Source organism: Roseovarius pelagicus, from assembly GCF_025639885.1.
GTDB lineage: Bacteria > Pseudomonadota > Alphaproteobacteria > Rhodobacterales > Rhodobacteraceae > Roseovarius > Roseovarius pelagicus.
Genome location: NZ_CP106738.1, coordinates 3,634,914 through 3,652,595 on the forward strand (window position 1 = coordinate 3,634,914; position 17,682 = coordinate 3,652,595).

15 protein-coding genes are annotated in these 17,682 nt (G+C 58.5%); 12 read left to right on the forward strand and 3 right to left on the reverse strand.

What is annotated here, in order from left to right; translation table 11 throughout:
- Position 1 precedes the first annotated feature (1 nt).
- Both N7U68_RS19000 and N7U68_RS19005 read right to left on the reverse strand, forming a co-directional pair.
- On the reverse strand, positions 2-1,678 hold the full coding sequence (locus tag N7U68_RS19000; RefSeq protein WP_263047836.1) for an ABC transporter substrate-binding protein: 1,677 nt from the start codon (positions 1,676-1,678) through the stop codon (positions 2-4).
- Between the two features lie 160 nt (positions 1,679-1,838).
- Complete coding sequence (locus N7U68_RS19005; RefSeq protein WP_263047837.1) at positions 1,839-2,540, reverse strand: glutathione S-transferase family protein; 702 nt, start codon at positions 2,538-2,540, stop codon at positions 1,839-1,841.
- 218 nt (positions 2,541-2,758) lie between these two features.
- Between N7U68_RS19005 and rpiA the strand changes: the two genes are divergently transcribed.
- The 6 genes from rpiA (at position 2,759) to N7U68_RS19035 (ending at position 8,875) form a co-directional block, all read left to right on the forward strand.
- Entirely contained in the window at positions 2,759-3,547 is a 789-nt protein-coding gene (rpiA, locus tag N7U68_RS19010) for a ribose-5-phosphate isomerase RpiA (RefSeq protein ID WP_165192932.1), read from the forward strand.
- Positions 3,548-3,569: 22 nt separating this feature from the next.
- Entirely contained in the window at positions 3,570-4,925 is a 1,356-nt protein-coding gene (gene gor, locus N7U68_RS19015; RefSeq protein ID WP_263047838.1) for a glutathione-disulfide reductase, read from the forward strand.
- 95 nt (positions 4,926-5,020) lie between these two features.
- On the forward strand, positions 5,021-6,178 hold the full coding sequence (gene hflK, locus N7U68_RS19020) for an FtsH protease activity modulator HflK (protein WP_165192928.1): 1,158 nt from the start codon (positions 5,021-5,023) through the stop codon (positions 6,176-6,178).
- Between the two features lies 1 nt (position 6,179).
- On the forward strand, positions 6,180-7,049 hold the full coding sequence (gene hflC, locus N7U68_RS19025; protein ID WP_165192926.1) for a protease modulator HflC: 870 nt from the start codon (positions 6,180-6,182) through the stop codon (positions 7,047-7,049).
- Entirely contained in the window at positions 7,049-7,246 is a 198-nt protein-coding gene (locus N7U68_RS19030) for a DUF2065 domain-containing protein (RefSeq protein ID WP_263047839.1), read from the forward strand. Before hflC ends, N7U68_RS19030 begins: the two co-directional genes overlap by 1 nt.
- A 225-nt stretch (positions 7,247-7,471) precedes the next feature.
- Complete coding sequence (locus N7U68_RS19035) at positions 7,472-8,875, forward strand: DegQ family serine endoprotease (RefSeq protein ID WP_241188245.1); 1,404 nt, start codon at positions 7,472-7,474, stop codon at positions 8,873-8,875.
- 108 nt (positions 8,876-8,983) lie between these two features.
- Here N7U68_RS19035 and N7U68_RS19040 read toward each other — a convergent pair whose 3' ends face one another.
- Complete coding sequence (locus N7U68_RS19040) at positions 8,984-10,825, reverse strand: BCCT family transporter (protein ID WP_263047840.1); 1,842 nt, start codon at positions 10,823-10,825, stop codon at positions 8,984-8,986.
- A gap of 180 nt (positions 10,826-11,005) precedes the next feature.
- Between N7U68_RS19040 and N7U68_RS19045 the strand changes: the two genes are divergently transcribed.
- The 6 genes from N7U68_RS19045 (at position 11,006) to N7U68_RS19070 (ending at position 17,647) form a co-directional block, all read left to right on the forward strand.
- A complete protein-coding gene (locus tag N7U68_RS19045) occupies positions 11,006-11,188 on the forward strand; it encodes a hypothetical protein (RefSeq protein ID WP_263047841.1) in 183 nt (60 codons plus the stop codon).
- Positions 11,189-11,404: 216 nt separating this feature from the next.
- A complete protein-coding gene (locus N7U68_RS19050; protein WP_165192918.1) occupies positions 11,405-13,117 on the forward strand; it encodes a BCCT family transporter in 1,713 nt (570 codons plus the stop codon).
- Between the two features lie 90 nt (positions 13,118-13,207).
- The gene (locus N7U68_RS19055) at positions 13,208-14,434 is read left to right on the forward strand and encodes an aminotransferase class V-fold PLP-dependent enzyme (RefSeq protein ID WP_263047842.1); all 1,227 of its coding nucleotides are present in this window, start codon (positions 13,208-13,210) and stop codon (positions 14,432-14,434) included.
- Positions 14,435-14,482: 48 nt separating this feature from the next.
- On the forward strand, positions 14,483-15,904 hold the full coding sequence (locus N7U68_RS19060; RefSeq protein ID WP_263047843.1) for a cryptochrome/photolyase family protein: 1,422 nt from the start codon (positions 14,483-14,485) through the stop codon (positions 15,902-15,904).
- A 153-nt stretch (positions 15,905-16,057) separates the two neighbouring features.
- Positions 16,058-16,516 (forward strand): TrgA family protein, encoded by a 459-nt coding sequence (locus N7U68_RS19065; RefSeq protein ID WP_165192895.1) that lies wholly within the window; start codon positions 16,058-16,060, stop codon positions 16,514-16,516.
- A gap of 3 nt (positions 16,517-16,519) precedes the next feature.
- Positions 16,520-17,647, forward strand: a complete 1,128-nt coding sequence (locus N7U68_RS19070; RefSeq protein WP_263047844.1) for an NUDIX domain-containing protein — start codon at positions 16,520-16,522, stop codon at positions 17,645-17,647.
- The last annotated feature ends 35 nt before the right edge of the window (positions 17,648-17,682 follow it).

Sequence of the window (17,682 nt, forward strand, 5' to 3'; positions counted from 1 at the left end):
GTCAGACCCATCGCAATTCGGCGGGCCGGATTTCAAAGCCGATGTGGTGCTCGCCACCTGACAGCCCTTCGACGGTGTGATTGAACAGGCGGCGCCAAAATGGTTGTACTGTCACCCCTTCGTCGCGCAGCAGTTTCTGACAGCGACCGACCAGTGCGCGGCGTTTGTCGATGTCGAGTGTCGCCAACGCCTCTTCCAACGCTGCATCGAATTCGGCGTTTGCCCAGCCAAATTCGTTCCAGACTTCATCAGAGCGATAGGCCAGCGCGTAGGTCTGTACCCCCAGCGGGCGGTGGCCCCAATCCGTCGTACTGAAGGGGAAATTCATCCAGTTGGTCCAATAGATCGCGCCGGGCACGATCGTGCGGCGTACGTTGATGCCCGCATCTCGCAACAGGGCAGCAGCAGCATCGGCGGTGTTGCGCCGCCAGTTGTCGTCAAGCGAGACAAGCTCGTGTTCGAAATCGGCCATACCTGCCTCTGCCATCAGCGCGCGCGCGGCGGCGGGATCGTATTCGGGCAGCGGCATGGCCGTGTATTCGGGATGCAGGGGGGAAATATGGTGGTTTTCTGCCAAGATACCGCGATCAGAGTATCCTAGCTCCAACAGGATTTCGTTGCTCATGGCCAGTTGTAGCGCGCGGCGCACGCGGACATCTGCGTAGGGTGTGGTGCCGTCCACTTCGGCCTTTTGGTTGGGGCGGATCACGATGGTGGCGGCTGTTATGATATCATTCTCGACCCAGCCATCCATGCCGCCAAAAACTTCGACGAAATCACCCTCTACGGAATGGGTCATGTCGATCCGACCGGCTTCGGCGGCGGCGGCATAGCTGGCGGGATCGGTGCCCAGATCGATGAATTCGATCCGTTCCATCCATGCACCGTTGCCGGCATTCCACCACCGGTGGCTGTCATTGCGCACCAAAACCGCACCTACGCCAGGTGTGACGCGTTCGGGCAGATACGGTCCGGTGCCGATTGGTGCCTCCATCATGTTATCGGGATCGAATCCGGCGGGCACAATGGCTGCTGGGTAATCGGCCATGCCGGCGATCAAGGAAATGTCTGCGCGGGGCAAGTTGACGATCACGGTCAGATCGTCGGGGGTCGTGACCGCACCGTCGATCAACTGGCCGGTATCGGGATCGACCAACACCGCAAAACGCCCGGCCATGGAATTGCCCGGCGCACTCTTGTCGCACCAACGCGCGATGTTACGCGCCACGTCAGCCGATGTGAATGGAACACCATTGTTCCAGGTTACGCCGGGGCGTACGCGCAGTGTGTAACGGCGGGCGTCGTGGCTGATTTCCCAATCTTGCAACAGTTGCGGCAGGAACGTGCCGTCGTTTTCATACGTGACGAGGTATTCCAGCCAACCTCTTGTAACGTTGGCGGCCTGAAACCAATCAAAACTGCGTGGGTCGCCGACAGGCCGGACTTCCATCTGGATTCGGACGGCCGCGCCGTTGGCGGCACTTGGCTCAGATTCTCCGGTATCGGCCCGCGCGGGGGCAGACAAACCCAACATTGCATAGGCTGTGGCGGTACTGGCACCAAAGCTGCTGGCCAGCGCCAAAAATTCGCGACGGCTCACACCATCGTCGCGGGCGTGGTCTGCCTGCTCCACGATCGAACGGGGGAGGGGGCGACCGGAACGGGTAAGCCAGCTCATGCGAAATCCTCGCGTCTGGGCGATATGCGAGGTGGGCACATGCAACCCTGCCCCGGAATCGGATTGGTCTGTATATCCTTTGTCGGCCATACTGCCGCGGATGGCAAATCAGAACTCCGCTTGCTATTGATACTGTCAGTCCCGGTTTTGGTTTGGTATGTCAGGTTGCACTGCCCACAGGGGGCGCGGCCAGACATGGTGCGGAAAATGGTGTCGGCCCGAGCCCCTCCAGTGCAGCAATGCGCTGTGTGCTCGCTCGCGTGTCCATGGAGCGCGTGATCGCATACAGTGCAGGCCATTGACCAAGGTCGAACCAGCCAGTGCCCCCTGTGGGATAAAGCGCCATCCAGCGCAGCATAGGGGCAAGGTAGAGGTCGATCAGGCTGGGGTCTGGCGCACCAAAGACGGCGCCGGTCGCATGTGCATCCAGTGTATTCAGGTGCCGGGCGATATTCTGTTGTGTTCTGGCGCGCAACGCGGCCTCCAGCTTTGCATCCGGGCCGATGTATTTATCAGCGTAGAAGGTCATGCGGAGCGCGGGGTGTACTGTGTTGGCCAAAAAGATCAGCCATTTCAGGAAATCGCCTCGACGTGGATTGCCGGGGTGAGGGGCCAGAGCACCAGGGTAGGCTTCATCCAACCAGAGCAGGATCGCGGCCGTCTCGAAAATCGCGCCGTGGGGTGTCTCGATGGCCGGAATCAGGCCGTTTGGATTGATCCTGCGGTAATCGGCGCTGTCTTGTGCCCGGATGGCACGATCAACCAGCACAGTTTCGTAGGCGCAGCCTAACTCCTCCAGCGCAAGGCGGATGATCAGCGAAGCGTTATCGGGCGCATAATGCAAGCGGAGTGGTAGTTTCATGGCTATGCGTACCGCGCCGTAAGTGACATGGCGAGGCTTGTTATGGCCAAACGCATTTTCACGCAGACCACAAAAGGAATAAGGCCGTGACCAATGGCCGGGCACGGCGGGCCCGATGGTCTTGCGCAAGCAATCGGGATGGGTCGGCAGGGTAATTCATCCTCGCACCTTTTGGGCTTCTCTCTTATACCAGTCGCAATCACGAAGGAGTCGCTGCCATGACTGGGGAACTGTCGCCAATAGACAAGGCAAAATTCGTCGCCGCCAAGCGGGCAGTGGATTTTGTCGAGGATGGAATGCGCGTCGGCTTGGGGACCGGCAGTACTGCGGCGTGGATGGTGCGTTGTCTGGGTGAATTGGTGCGCGAGGATGGTCTGAAAATCCGCGGCGTGCCGACGTCGACGCGCACGGCGCAACTGGCCAGCGAAGTCGGAATCGAGGTGATCAGTCTTGACGAGGCCAAGTGGCTGGACCTGACGATTGATGGGGCGGATGAATTCGACGGTGAATTGAACCTGATCAAAGGTGGCGGCGGTGCGCTGTTACAGGAAAAGATCGTGGCGACGGCAAGCGACCAGATGATCGTGATCGCGGACGCGGCCAAAGAGGTGGAGCGGCTGGGGGCTTTTCCACTACCCGTCGAAGTGATCCCGTTTGGCTGGCAGACCAGTCGCGCGCTGATTGAGGAAATGTTGATCTCGGTCGATGTGATGGGGCGCGACGTATCATTGCGGATGAACGGCACGCGACCGTTCGTCACCGACGAAGGCAATCATATCCTTGACCTGCATCTGGGCCGGATTGGCAATGCTCGCCAACTGGCGATGGTATTGAACCAAATCCCCGGCGTGGTTGAAAATGGCTTGTTTATAGATATCTGCGATGTGGTCGTGATCGGCTATGGCGATGGCCGCGTCGAGATGCGCGACATCAATGAGGGTACGGTAGAGCGGGATCGCCTCGATTTTGTCGAGAGTGACAACCTTTTCACCGACATGATGGACTGAAAGTAGCGGGCAGGGGACAGGCATGAGTTTTGACTACGATCTATTCGTGATCGGCGGCGGATCCGGTGGGGTGCGTGCCGCGCGTGTGGCTGCCGCCGAAGGCGCCAAGGTCGCCTTGGCCGAAGAAGATCGGTATGGCGGTACGTGTGTTATTCGCGGCTGCGTGCCGAAAAAGCTGATGGTGTTCGCCAGCGAATATCCCGACGCGATAGAGGATGCGCGCGCCTATGGCTGGACTGTGCATTCCGGGGGCTTCAACTGGGGTGATTTCAGCACCAAGCTGCGGTCAGAACTGGACCGGCTGGAAGACGTTTATCGCAGTATTCTGTCCGGTAGCGGCGTTACCACCTATGACGCGCGCGCCGTGTTGAAGGATGCGCATACGGTCAGCCTGTCCACTGGCGAGGTCTTCACCGCCAAACACATTCTGGTGGCGTCGGGTGGTCATCCGGTGCGCCCTGATCTGCCGGGGGCTGAGTGTGGAATCGTCAGCGACGACATCTTTCATCTGGAAACTTTGCCGAAATCCATCCTGATCGTCGGAGGCGGCTATATCGCCTGCGAGTTTGCCTGTATCCTGAATGGGCTGGGCGTTCAGGTGACGCAGTATTATCGGGGCGCGCAGGTGTTGCGCGGTTTTGATGACGAGGCGCGCGGACTGGTAGCAGAAGAAATGCAGCAGTCAGGCATCGATTTGCATTTGGGCACCAATATCCTCGAAATGGCGCCAACAGAGGGCGGGTGCCGGGTGAAATCCACCAATGGCACGGAAAAGGTATTCGAACAGGTGTTTTTCGCCACCGGACGCAAACCGAACACGGGCGGACTGGGGCTGGCAGAGGCTGGGGTGGAATTGGGTCGCAATGGTGAAATCATTGTCGATAAATTCAGCCAGACCGCTGTGCCATCAATTTATGCCATCGGCGACGTGACCGATCGCGTGGCGCTGACGCCGGTCGCGATCCGCGAAGGCATGGCCTTTGTTGAAACCGTGTTCAAAGGCAATCCGACGCCAGTTGATCATGCGTTGATCCCCACCGCGATTTTTACCCAACCTGAGGTTGGAACGGTGGGGATGACCGAAGAAGAAGCTCGCGAACAGGAAACAGTCGAGATTTACTGTACCTCGTTCAAGCCGATGCAGCAGGCCTTTGCCGGGCGTCAGAACCGGGTGCTGATGAAGCTGGTCGTGAGTCAGAAAACGCGCAAGGTGTTAGGGTGTCATATCGTGGCGCCGGGTGCGGGCGAGATGATCCAGTTGGCGGGGATTGCAATCAAAATGGGCGCGACCAAGGAGGACTTTGACCGGACATGTGCGGTGCATCCGACCATGTCCGAAGAAATCGTGACCATGAAAACCCCTATTCGCACGGTTTGAACAGGCTTGTTGGGTTGATTTTTGGGCGCGGCTATACAGTTTAAAGATAACGTTTGCGCGTAGCGCAGGCCAAGAGACAGAAGGAAAACGACACGATGGCAGGACAGTCTGGCGGCCCTTGGGGCGGCGGCGGAAATTCAGGTGGCGGCAATGGCTCTGGTGGTGATAACCGCGGAAATGGCGGTAATCGGGGCGGACGTCGCCCACCAGAGGGTAGCAGTCAGATTCCCGAAATCGATGAACTGATGAAGAAAGGCCAAGATCAGTTGCGCGTGCTGATGGGCGGACGCGGTGGCGGCGGTGGCACGAACGGCACCGGCGGCGGCTCGGGCGGTCCGGGCCTGACACGCGGTACCGTCTTCATCGGGCTGTTGATCGCTGTCGGTATGTGGTTGTTCGCCAGCTTTTACACGGTCAAACCCGAAGAGCGCGCAGTTGAGCTGTTCTTGGGCGAGTATCACCGCACCACGGGATCAGGTGCGCATTTGGCACCGTGGCCATTCATCACCTACGAGAAGGTCGCAGTGACCAGCGAACGTAACGAGGATATCGGCGTGGGTGTACGCGGGTCCGAGGCGGGGCTGATGCTGACCGGCGACGAAAACATCGTCGATATTGATTTCCAAGTGGTTTGGAACATTAACGATCCGGCAAAGTATCTGTTTAACCTTCGCGATCCGCGCATGACCATCCGCGCTGTGTCTGAATCGGCCATGCGCGAGATCATCGCGCAATCGCAACTGGCCCCTATCCTGAACCGTGATCGGGGCGTGATTGCCTCGCGGCTCGAGGAATTGATCCAGTCCACACTGGACAGCTACGACAGCGGCGTGGACGTGATCCGTGTCAACTTTGACAAGGCTGATCCGCCGCAACAGGTGATTGACGCCTTCCGTGAAGTGCAGGCCGCTGAGCAGCAACGTGACCGGCTGGAAAAAGAGGCCGACGCCTACGCTGCCCGCGTTCTCGCGCAGGCGCGTGGTGAAGCTGCACAAACGCTGGAAGAGGCTGAAGGGTATCGTGCGCGTGTCGTGAACGAGGCCGAAGGTGAAGCAAGCCGGTTCTCCGCGGTTCTGACCGAGTATCAGAAAGCACCGGAGATCACCCGCAAGCGTCTCTATCTCGAAGCGATGGAAGAAGTGTTGGGCGATATGGACAAGATTATCCTCGACGAAAATCAGGGCGGCGGAGGTCAGGGCATTGTTCCTTATCTGCCACTCAATGAACTGCGCCGTAATTCGGGAGAACAATAAGATGCGGAAATCAGCTTTTTTCCTACCGGTGCTTGCTGTCGTTGTTATCACAGCACTCAGCTCGGTTTTTATCGTGGACGAGCGCGAGAAGGTTCTCGTGCTCCAGTTCTCTAAGATTATCGCGGTCAAAGAAGAGCCGGGACTTGGTTTCAAAATTCCGCTGATCCAAGAGGTCGTGCGTTATGATGACCGTATCCTGAGCCGCGACATCGACCCGCTGGAAGTCACGCCACTGGATGACAGGCGTCTGGTGGTGGATGCATTCGCGCGCTACCGGATATCCGAAGTGCAGAAGTTCCGTGAGGCCGTCGGTGATGGTGGTATTCCGTTCGCCGAAAACCGTCTGGATTCGATCCTGCGGTCGAAAACTCGTGAAATCCTCGGTTCGGTCAGTTCGAATGATATTCTCAGTTCTGACCGTGCCGCGCTGATGCTGCGTATTCGCAACGCCGCTATCGCCGACGCCAATGCGCTGGGGATCGAGGTGGTAGACGTACGGTTGAAGCGTACGGACCTGCCAAGTCAGAACCTTGACGCGACTTTTGCCCGGATGCGTGCTGAGCGCGAGCGGGAAGCCGCCGATGAGGTCGCTCGCGGTAACGAGGCGGCCCAGCGTGTCCGCGCGCAAGCGGACCGGACCCAAGTGGAGATCGTATCAGACGCCAAACGTCAGGCCGAAATCACACGAGGCGAGGCTGACGCCAAAAGCAACGCGATCTTTAACCAAGCGTTCGGAGCCGATCAGGAGTTCTTTGAATTCTATCGTTCACTGAATGCCTACAGGATCGCACTGCGCGGCGATAACTCTTCTATTGTGATGTCGCCAGATAGTGAATTCTTCAACTACTTCAACTCGGTAACGGCCGAGTAATGTTGGGCGTTGCTGCGCTTGCCCTCGGGCTTGTGCTGATTGTGGAGGGGCTGGTCTATGCGCTGGCTCCTCAGATCGTTGAGCGGATGCTGGAGGCGCTGCGCAGCATTCCACCAGAGGCACGTCGCACCATTGGCATGCTGGCGCTGGTTTCCGGTCTCATTCTCGTCTGGTTGGGAAAATCTCTGGGTGCCTAAGCTTTGGCGACACATGATTTCACGGTCGCGTGACTCTGTGTTGCATGCTTTGCGATCCGCGCGCGAGTGCCTACATTACCGACACAGGAGGCCCGCCCGTTATTTGGTGCGGCAGATCGAGACACTTCAGTTCAAGGAGACTTTGGCATGAGAGCCCCCAGCCAAACCACACCCTATTTAGACGTCAGGTATCTGCGCGCTTATGCGCTGACAGTCCTGACCGCGATGCTGATGATGGCGCAGACCATTGCAGCACAGGCCCGGCCCGATAGCTTTGCGGACCTGGCGGAGAAGTTCAGCCCCGCAGTCGTCAACATTACCACATCGACAGTCGTAGCCACCGGTACCGGCCCCTCGCCAGTGGTGCCCGAAGGATCGCCGTTCGAGGATTTCTTTCGTGAATTTCGTGATCGCAGTGGCAATGGAGATCGACCGCGCCGCACGTCCGCGCTTGGCTCGGGCTTTGTCATTTCCGAAGACGGCTACATTGTCACCAACAACCACGTGATCGAAAGCGCTGACGAGATCATCATCGAGTTCTACGAAGGCGGTGAACTGGAAGCCAAAGTCATCGGCACTGACCCCAAAACGGATATTGCGTTGCTTAAGGTCGAGGCCACGACGCCGTTGGCTTTTGTGCCATTTGGCGACAGTGATACAGCGCGCGTTGGTGACTGGGTGATGGCCATGGGCAACCCGCTGGGGCAGGGATTTTCTGTCAGTGCGGGTATCGTTTCTGCGCGTAATCGGGCGCTCAGCGGTACATATGATGACTACATCCAGACGGATGCCGCGATCAACCGGGGTAACTCTGGCGGTCCTCTCTTTAACATGGACGGCGAGGTTGTCGGCGTAAACACAGCGATCCTCAGCCCCAACGGCGGCTCGATCGGTATCGGATTCTCGATGGCGTCGAACGTGGTTGTCCGGGTGGTCGATCAACTGCGCGAGTTCGGTGAAACGCGGCGCGGTTGGCTGGGTGTTCGTATTCAGGACGTGACAGATGACGTGGCTGAGGCGATCGGCCTTGAGAAAGCTGCTGGTGCGCTGGTGACGGACGTGCCGGAAGGCCCCGCCGCCGAAGCAGGTATGCTGGCTGGTGACGTGATCCTGTCATTCGATGGCAAGGATGTCGCGGATACACGCGAACTGGTGCGCCGTGTCGGCAACGCAACCGTCGGCAAGACCGTGCGCATGGTCGTCTTTCGTGACGGCGGAACGCAAACGCTGAAAGTAACGCTGGGCCGTCGTGAAGAGGCCGAGGGCGCAGTCCCCGCCGCACAGCCGGGCGGTGATGATGCAGACGAAGGTTTGACCGAGAAAACCATGCTGGGTTTGACACTGGTGCCGCTCGATACGGAGTTGCGCGAGCAACTGAACCTTGCCGACAGTGCGACGGGCCTGGTGGTGCGCGACATTGATGAGATGTCCGAGGCCTATGAGAAAGGCTTGCGTGCAGGTGATTTGATCACCGAAGCAGGACAGCAAAAATTGTCCGGTGTAACCGACCTTGAAGAGCGCGTGTCCGAGGCCCGCGAGGCGGGACGGAAATCGTTGCTGCTGCTGGTTCGCCGCGATGGAGAGCCGCGCTTCGTGGCGCTTTCTCTGGAAGAAAAATCAGCCGAGTAACCCGTTGCCCGGCAGATAGAAGGCCCCGCCAGATGAGTTCTGGCGGGGCCTCTTTTTTTACCGATGCCGTTCTGGCGATCGTATGATCATCCGATTACTGCGGCAGGGTCATTCTGCGGGTTGGCTAACGCCCTCTTCCTTCTCGCGCAAGCCGTCGCGGAACAGCGCCTTGATCAGGGCCACGCACATCAAACCCATCACCATGGTAAACGGCAATGCGCCGATGATCATCGCGTTTTTCAGCGCATCCATCGGGTTGTTGTCCCCTGCGGCGATGATCAGCGTACCGATCACCAGTGTCAGGATGATGCCCCAAATGATGCGGTGCTTGATCCCTGTTTCCTGTGCGCCACCCGACATGATGGTGTTCATAACCAAGATACCCGAGTCCGCTGATGTCACGAGGAAGGTCATGATCAAGACCACGCACATCACCGTTAATGCGCTGAGCAGACCGCCGTCGATCATCTGCCCGAGCGTGACGAACAGCTTGGCCGTGTTGGATGCGCCGATGATGGCCCCATCCGCACCGCCTGTGATCTCCAGATCAATCGCTGTGCCGCCAAGGATGGTCATCCACGCAAAACAGACCAACGCCGGAGCGATGACACAACCGAGGATGAACTCACGTACCGAACGGCCCTTGGAAATCCGCGCAAGGAACAGACCCACGAAAGGCGAGAATGCAATCCACCATGCCCAGTAGAACGTGGTCCAGCTGGATTGCCAGCCGAACTGACGTCCCTGATTGCCGGCCTCGTAGACAGCCGCCAGCGTGGCTTCGTCCAGATCGGCCGCAGCCCCTTCGAGGCCAGCCTTGAACGTTTCAAAGCCAACAGATCCACCCCATGCACCATATGCGTTTGTGGCGCCCGGCATCAGATCAGCGGCCAACGGTTTAGCCGCCTCCGGCAGCGCCGTGGCAAAGGCTGCCGCATCCTGCGGGCCCCAGGCACCAAAGCTGATCGAGACGAAGTTGATGATGTAATCCACAATCGCCGAGCCGTAAGTCGACATTGCAAACAAGAAGGACCCATAAATCACGAAGGTCAGCAGCAAGATCAGCGACAAAACCAGATTGAGGTTCGATAGGTATTTCACCCCGCGCCCCACACCAGACACAGCCGAGATGATCGACATGCCCATGATCGCCACCAAACCAGCCACAAGGCCCACTTTGCCGGGGGCAGGCGCATCACCGTCCATGTTCATCATCCATTCCATGCCGGTGATGGCATAAAGTCCGTCAATGAACTGGCTGACGCCAAAACCGATGGTTACCGACACGCCGAGGATCGTGGCGACCACGCCGAGAACATCGACCACATGGCCCAGAACCCCGTTCATCAGGCCACCAAAGAGCGGCGTCAATGCTGTGCGGATCGTCAGCGGCATGTCGCGCGTATATGCGTAGTAGGCAAGGCTGAGGCCCGTCACCACGTAGATTGCCCATGCGTGAAATCCATAATGCGCAAAGGTGTAGCGATAGGCCGATTGCAGCGCCTCTTCGGTATTTCCGGTCACTTCGCCAGCCACGACCACGGGATTTGATCCCCACAGGCTCAGCGGTTCGGCTGTCGCAAAGACCATCAGGCCAACGCCGAGACCGGCGCCAAACATCATCGAGAACCAAGAGAAATTGGAGAACTCGGGCTTCTCGCCGGGCGTACCCATAATCCGCGCACCCGTCTTAGGGAGAAGTGCAATCACGAAAAGGAAAAAGGCGAAAAAGCCGACGATGATGATATAGAAGCTGTTGAATACTTCCAGAATCTGGCTGTTCCAACTGCCCAGTGTGGTGTTTGCATTTGCAGGCCAGACGAGGGCCCAGATAACCAGTGCCACCATGATGCCTTTGCTAATAAGGGCAATGGGCAGACTGTTGTCTTTGTAGAATCCATCGTCCTGGGTGTTGATATCCAGGTCCGTGAACGGAGGTTTTATAGCCATGGGGGTGTCCCTGTGATCGTTTCTGGTTTGGGAAAGGCAATAAATGGCCCGTACAATAGTATGTACGATGCCAATCAGCGCAGTCGCCTGCACCGCCTCCCCATTTGATAGTGTGTCATAGCACATGTCGCGGGCGGCTCATTTTTACGGCACTGATACTACGGATTGCGACCTTTGCGGGTGCCCAAACTCCTGTTCATGTCGCGATCAGGCGAGATCGAATCCACAGGCATGAAATATTGTGTTGGCCCCGCTGATGACGACGTCGACCTGCGCAAGACATGGTGCCAGAGCGGCGAGGCGAGCCTGTGGTTCTCGGATGAGTATTCAGAAAACGACGAAAACATGCCGCTTTTTTGCTAAAATGTTCTGTGGGATGGTTGTTATCGTTCCGATAAGTTTGATACCGAGGCCACATGAAATGGGTTGAGTGTGCGGCTCTGCGAGCCGCGGACGCGCTGCTGTGCCACGCGGGCAGAGTGTCAACGATCCGACCAAGCACCATATCGACTGCACAGGCGGCACCGACTGATACCGACTGTGAACTCGGTTTGGGTAAAACCAACACAAGGATGACCAATGTCAGACCAAACAACAGATCAGGGCATTCCGGCACCAGAAGGTGCCTCCGATGTCATAGATACAGAATATGAGATAGGGCAGGATAACCTGACGACCAATGTCGGCCCCTTTGGGCTGGATATTCACAACCCGGTGTTTTTCATCTCGGGGTTGTCCATCGTCTTGTTTGTCTTCTACGCGCTGGCCCTGCCGGATCAGGCCGCAGAAATGTTCAAATGGCTTTTCGATTCCGTGACACAGGGGTTTGACTGGTTCTTTCTGAGTGCGGCCAACATCTTTGTCATATTCTGTCTTTTCCTGATCATAAGCCCTTATGGTTCGGTGCGATTGGGCGGGGCTGACGCCACGCCCGATTATGGCTATGTCGGCTGGTTCGCGATGCTCTTTGCCGCTGGGATGGGCATCGGCCTGATGTTCTTTGGCGTGTCAGAGCCGATGAGTCATTTTTCCAGCTCGCTGGCCGGAACGACGATGGAGGATGGGCTGCGTACCGATTGGGCACCGCTGGGCGCCGCAGGTGGCGACGCAGCAGAGGCGACGCGCCTCGGGATGGCGGCCACGATTTTCCACTGGGGTCTGCACCCTTGGGCGATCTACGCGGTCGTCGCTTTGGCGTTGGCGCTCTTTTCTTACAACAAAGGGCTGCCGCTGACGCTGCGCAGCGCCTTCTATCCCATCTTTGGAGAGCGTGTCTGGGGCTGGACCGGGCATATCATCGACACACTGGCCGTTTTTGCCACGCTGTTTGGGCTGGCGACATCGCTGGGCTTCGGGGCCGAACAGGCCGCATCCGGCCTGACATACCTCTATGGTTCCGGTGATGCGGCGGAGGGGACGCGCACCTTTATCGGCATTCCCTACGGCAACACTGAGGAAAGCGGCGTGGCAAATTCCAGTATGCTGCTGGTCCTGCTCATTTCCGGCATCACTGCTATCGCCCTGATTTCGGTGGTGCGTGGCCTTGATGGCGGGGTTAAGGTCCTGTCCGAGATCAACATGGGGCTGGCCGCATTGCTGCTGGTCTTTACGCTGATCGTCGGTGGACCGATTTTCTTGTTGACGTTTTTTGCCGATAGCCTCTGGGCGTATCTGCAAAACATCGTGGCTCTCAGCAATCCGTTCGGTCGCGAGGATACCAACTTCATGCAGGGCTGGACCGCATTCTATTGGGCGTGGTGGATCAGCTGGTCACCGTTCGTGGGCATGTTCATCGCCCGCGTCAGCCGGGGTCGTAGTGTGCGCGAGTTCCTGATCTGCGTGTTGTTGATCCCCAGTCTGGTCTGTGTGCTGTGGATGAGCGTTTTTGGCGGCACCGCGATCAATCAGGTGGTGGCTGATGGCTACACCGTGGCCAAGGACGCAGCTTTGGAGCTGAAGCTGTTCTACATGCTGGAACCTCTGCCGCTGGCAACGATCACGTCGACGATAGGGATCGTGCTTGTGGTGGTGTTCTTTGTCACCTCATCGGACAGTGGCAGCTTGGTGATTGATACCATTACGGCGGGCGGCAAGGTCGATGCGCCGGTGACGCAGCGCGTGTTTTGGGCGATCTTTGAAGGTGCGGTTGCGATCGTGCTGCTTGTTGGTGGTGGATTGGCGGCGTTGCAGTCAGCGGTCATTTCGACCGGGTTACCCTTTACGCTGGTTCTGCTGGTGATGTGCTGGGCGATCTTCCGGGGTTTGCAGAGCGAGCGTGCGGGCCTCAAATAAACGACGCTGACGATGCTCTTGAAGCCCTCCGACGCTTGCACGTCGGGGGGCTTTGCTGTTTTTCTGGCAAAAATACAGAGAGGACGGGATATGGTTGGGCAGTTGGATGTGGATTACGTTCGGGCGCAGTTCCCTGCGTTCGAGGAACCTTCGTTAAAGGGGCAAGCGTTTTTCGAGAATGCGGGCGGGTCCTATACCTGCCGTCCGGTGATTGAGCGGTTGGAGCGGTACTACCGTCAGCGCAAAGTCCAGCCCTATGCGCCCTACGAAGCAAGCCGCCTTGCCGGCGAAGAGATGGACGAAGCGCGCACCCGGCTTTCGGCGATGATGGGGGTCGCGGCGGATGAGCTAAGTTTTGGTCCCTCGACCACGCAAAACACCTATGTTCTTGCCCGTGCGTTTGCCCAGTGGATGCAACCCGGCGACGCGATCATTGTGACCAATCAGGACCACGAAGCCAATACCGGGCCCTGGCGGCGTCTGGCTGATGAGGGCTTTGTGGTTCGCGAATGGAAGATCGACCCAGAGACCGGGCATCTGAACCCGGAGGATCTGGAAAACCTTCTGGACGACAAGGTGCGGCTGGTTTGCTTTCCGCATTGCTCGAACGTGGTGGGCGAGGTCAATCCGGTGGTTGAGATCACCGCGCTGGCGCATGCGGCAGGGGCCTATGTCTGTGTCGATGGTGTCAGCTATGCGCCACACGGTTTCGTCAATGTGGGCTTGATGGGGCCGGATATTTATTTGTTTTCAGCCTACAAGACCTACGGTCCGCATCAGGGGATCATGGTCATTCGCCGCGAGTTGGGCATGCAACTGCCGAATCAAGGCCATTATTTCAACGAGGGCAGCCTCTACAAACGGTTCACGCCAGCGGGACCGGATCACGCGCAGATTGCGGCCTCGGCCGGTATGGCCGATTATTTCGACGCCCTCGCGGACCATCACGGCATCAAGGGCGATCATGGCGAGCGAAACAACAGCCTGCATGATCTGATGCGCGGGCATGAAGTGGCGCTGCTGCAACCGTTGTTGGATTATGCCAAGGACCGCAACTCGGTTCGTCTGTTGGGGCCGACCAATGCCGCAGAACGCGCACCCACGGTTGCTCTGGCGCTGAGCCGTCCTGGGGAAAGCGTCGCACGTGATCTGGCCGAACATGGCATCATGGCAGGAGGTGGCGATTTCTACGCTGTCCGCGCGCTACAGGCGATGGGCATCGACCCCGCACAGGGCGTTCTGCGGCTGAGCTTTGTCCACTACACCAATCGGGCGGAAGTGGATCAGTTGCTGAACGCGCTGGACGATTGCCTTTGATCCGAGATGCGTTGCGCTAGGTAGGAGTGGGTAGCAAACGAGGTCGCCATGACAGAACCCACTCCGACCCTTCTGTGGCTGCGGCGCGATCTGCGTCTCAGCGATCACGCTGCATTGTCCGCCGCTTTGGCGCGCGGTAGCCCGGTGATCCCTGTGTTCATATGCGATAACACGGTCGAGGCGCTGGGCGCTGCCCCAAAATGGCGGTTGAGACTGGCGCTGGCTGCGCTGTCTCGACAGTTGCAGGAAAAGGGCAGCCGCCTGATCCTGCGGCGTGGTGATGCGTTAGAATGCCTGCGCGCGTTGATCCGCGAGACGGGCGCGCGAGCAGTGCATTGGTCACGTCTCTATGATCCGCAGGCGATCGAACGGGACAAGGCTGTGAAGTCGGCACTGACTGAGGCCGGGGTCATCGTAAAGAGCCATCCGGGCCATCTGCTGTTTGAGCCTTGGACGGTCGAGACGCAGCAGGGAGGATATTACAAAGTCTACTCGCCAATGTGGCGCGCGGTGAAAAATCGCGACATCGCCAGCCCGGGCAGCACGCCGGATAAACTGAACGCGCCGGAGGATTGGCCGCAAACCGAGATGCTGGCCGACTGGACACTGGCCGCAGGCATGAACCGGGGGGCCGAGGTTTGCTTGCCGCATCAACGTGTCGGCGAGATGGCGGCGCGGGAGCGGTTGGAGTGGTTCATTGCCAACGCCATCGCGGATTACAACGATGCGCGCGATCTGCCCGCTGTGGCGGGCACATCCGGCCTGTCCGAAAATCTGACGCTGGGAGAGATCAGCGTCGCGCAATGCTGGCACGCTGGACAACGCGCGCTGCACGAGGGCGCGCGAGGGGCTGAACAATGGCTCAAGGAATTGGTCTGGCGTGAGTTTGCCTATCATCTGCTTTTTCACACGCCGCGGATCGCCACGCGCAACTGGCGTGAGGAATGGGATGCGTTCCCGTGGTCCGAGGACGCAGATGCCGAGGCGGTGCAACGCTGGAAACAAGGGCGCACGGGCGTGCCCTTCGTCGATGCCGCGATGCGAGAAATGTATGTAACCGGAAAGATGCACAATCGCGGGCGTATGATCGTGGCCTCTTACCTGACCAAACATCTGATGACCCATTGGCGCGTGGGGCAGAAATGGTTCGATGAATGTCTGACCGATTGGGATCCGGCGAGCAACGCGATGGGCTGGCAATGGGCGGCGGGCAGTGGACCAGACGCCGCGCCGTATTTCCGCATATTCAATCCTGAAACGCAGTTGGCAAAGTTCGATCCCAAAGGAGCCTATGCTCAGGCGTGGATCGCCGAGACGAGCGACAGCCCCAGTGATACGGCACTGTCCTATTTCGAGGCTATACCGCGCCGATGGGCGTTTGGTCCGCAGGATGCTTACCCACATCCCATGATCAGCCTGAGTGCCGGCCGTCAGCGAGCGCTTGATGCGTATCAGGGACGAAGCTTCTGACGAAACCGCGGATGCTCTTTCACGGCCAAACAACGGGGCAGGGCTAAATCATTGATACCAACGTATTGCTTAATTCAATCTGACCACTTGCGCGGTCGCGTTCGACGGGGGAGACTGCGCTGTGACGCAAATCACAAACGCAAGGCCCCGCCGATGCCCCAAACAGACAAGATGCCAAGCAGTGCACGCCTTGTTGCCGCCGTATCACTAGGCCTGCTGGGCTGGATCGGGTCTGAGATGGTCCGCGATCTGATGCCACCGCACACAGCCTTTGGATGGTTCAACTATGTCAACGTCGGGCTTGGTCTGCTTTGCGGCTGGCTGGTCATCGGCAGTCGTGTTGGCTCTGGATATGTGGATGCGATCAGTATTGGCCTGACGGGGGCCGCTGCGTTGGTATTTTGGGGACTATTCACGCAGAGCTTTAACCTTATGCTCAAGCAATCGCTGGAGCGTAAATACGATGGCCCGTTCGAAGGCATCGTGGGCATGTTCAACAATGCCGTGGACTATGGAGAATTCCTGCTCGACGGAACGCTGATCGGCGTATTGGTTGCCGGGGGTATTCTGTCCGGTCTGTTGGCGGAGTTTGTTGTGCGGCGCTGGACCTGATTTATGGCGGCGCTTTTTTTCTACGGTACGCTGCGCGATCCAGAATTGATGCAGATCGTGATGGGCTCTGCGTCTGAGGGTGTCGTCATCACCGATGCATTGCTGCCGGATCACGCAGTCTATTGGGCCAATGGCCAGAGTTTTCCGACGATCGAGGTTTGCGCCGGGGCAAAAGCGCCAGGTGTATTGCTGACCGGGTTGAACGAAACGGCTGTCGCACGGTTCGACTTTTACGAAGGCTCCTTTGGCTACACCCTGCGTCCCGTTGAGGTGCGCGCCAACGATGTGACGCACGCGGCGCTGGTCTACTTCCCGGAACCCGGTTTGTGGCAGGCGGGTGCGCCCTTTGATCTGGCGCTTTGGCAGCGACAGACCGGCCCTTTGAATCGACTGTCTGCGGTCGAGGAAATGTCGTATTTCAACCTGATCAGCGGCGAGGAACTGGCCCGCCGCGTGCCGATGATCCGTGGCCGCGCAGCGTCGCGCTTGGCAGCGGCCAAGGGCGTCCCGGCTGAAGTCCGCTCGGCACAGAGCCGCGACGGCATCGAGCAAATATCGGTCGAGGCCGCGCATGCGGGATTCTTCCTGACGCAAGTGTATCACCTCCGTCATCCTACGTTTTCTGGCGGAATGAGTGATGAGTTGCGCCGCGAAGTATTCGTGGCCGTAGATGCAGCCATCGTGCTGCCCTACGATCCGGTGCGCGACCGGGTTCTGTTGGTCGAACAGTTTCGCATGGGGCCCTACGGGCGGGGGGATCCGCGTCCGTGGATGCTGGAACCCGTCGCAGGCCATGTTGATCCCGGCGAAACACCGGAACAGGCCGCGCGTCGGGAATGCCTCGAAGAGGCGCGGCTGGAGTTGATCGCGCTGGAGCGAATCAACAGCTTTTACGCGACGCCGGGTTCATCGACCGAGTATTTCCACTGCTATCTGGGCCTGTGCGCTTTACCGGACAGAGAACAGGGTAATGGTGGTCTGGCAACCGAGAATGAGGATATTCGCACGCATGTTCTGCCATTTGATGATGCCATGCGACTTTGTACCACCGGAGAGGCAGATAACGGACCGTTGATCGTGTCGCTCACTTGGCTGGCATTGAACCGCGACCGGCTGCGCGCATCGGCTTGAGTTTCGGCGGCGCGAAGCCTAAATGTGAAGCCAAT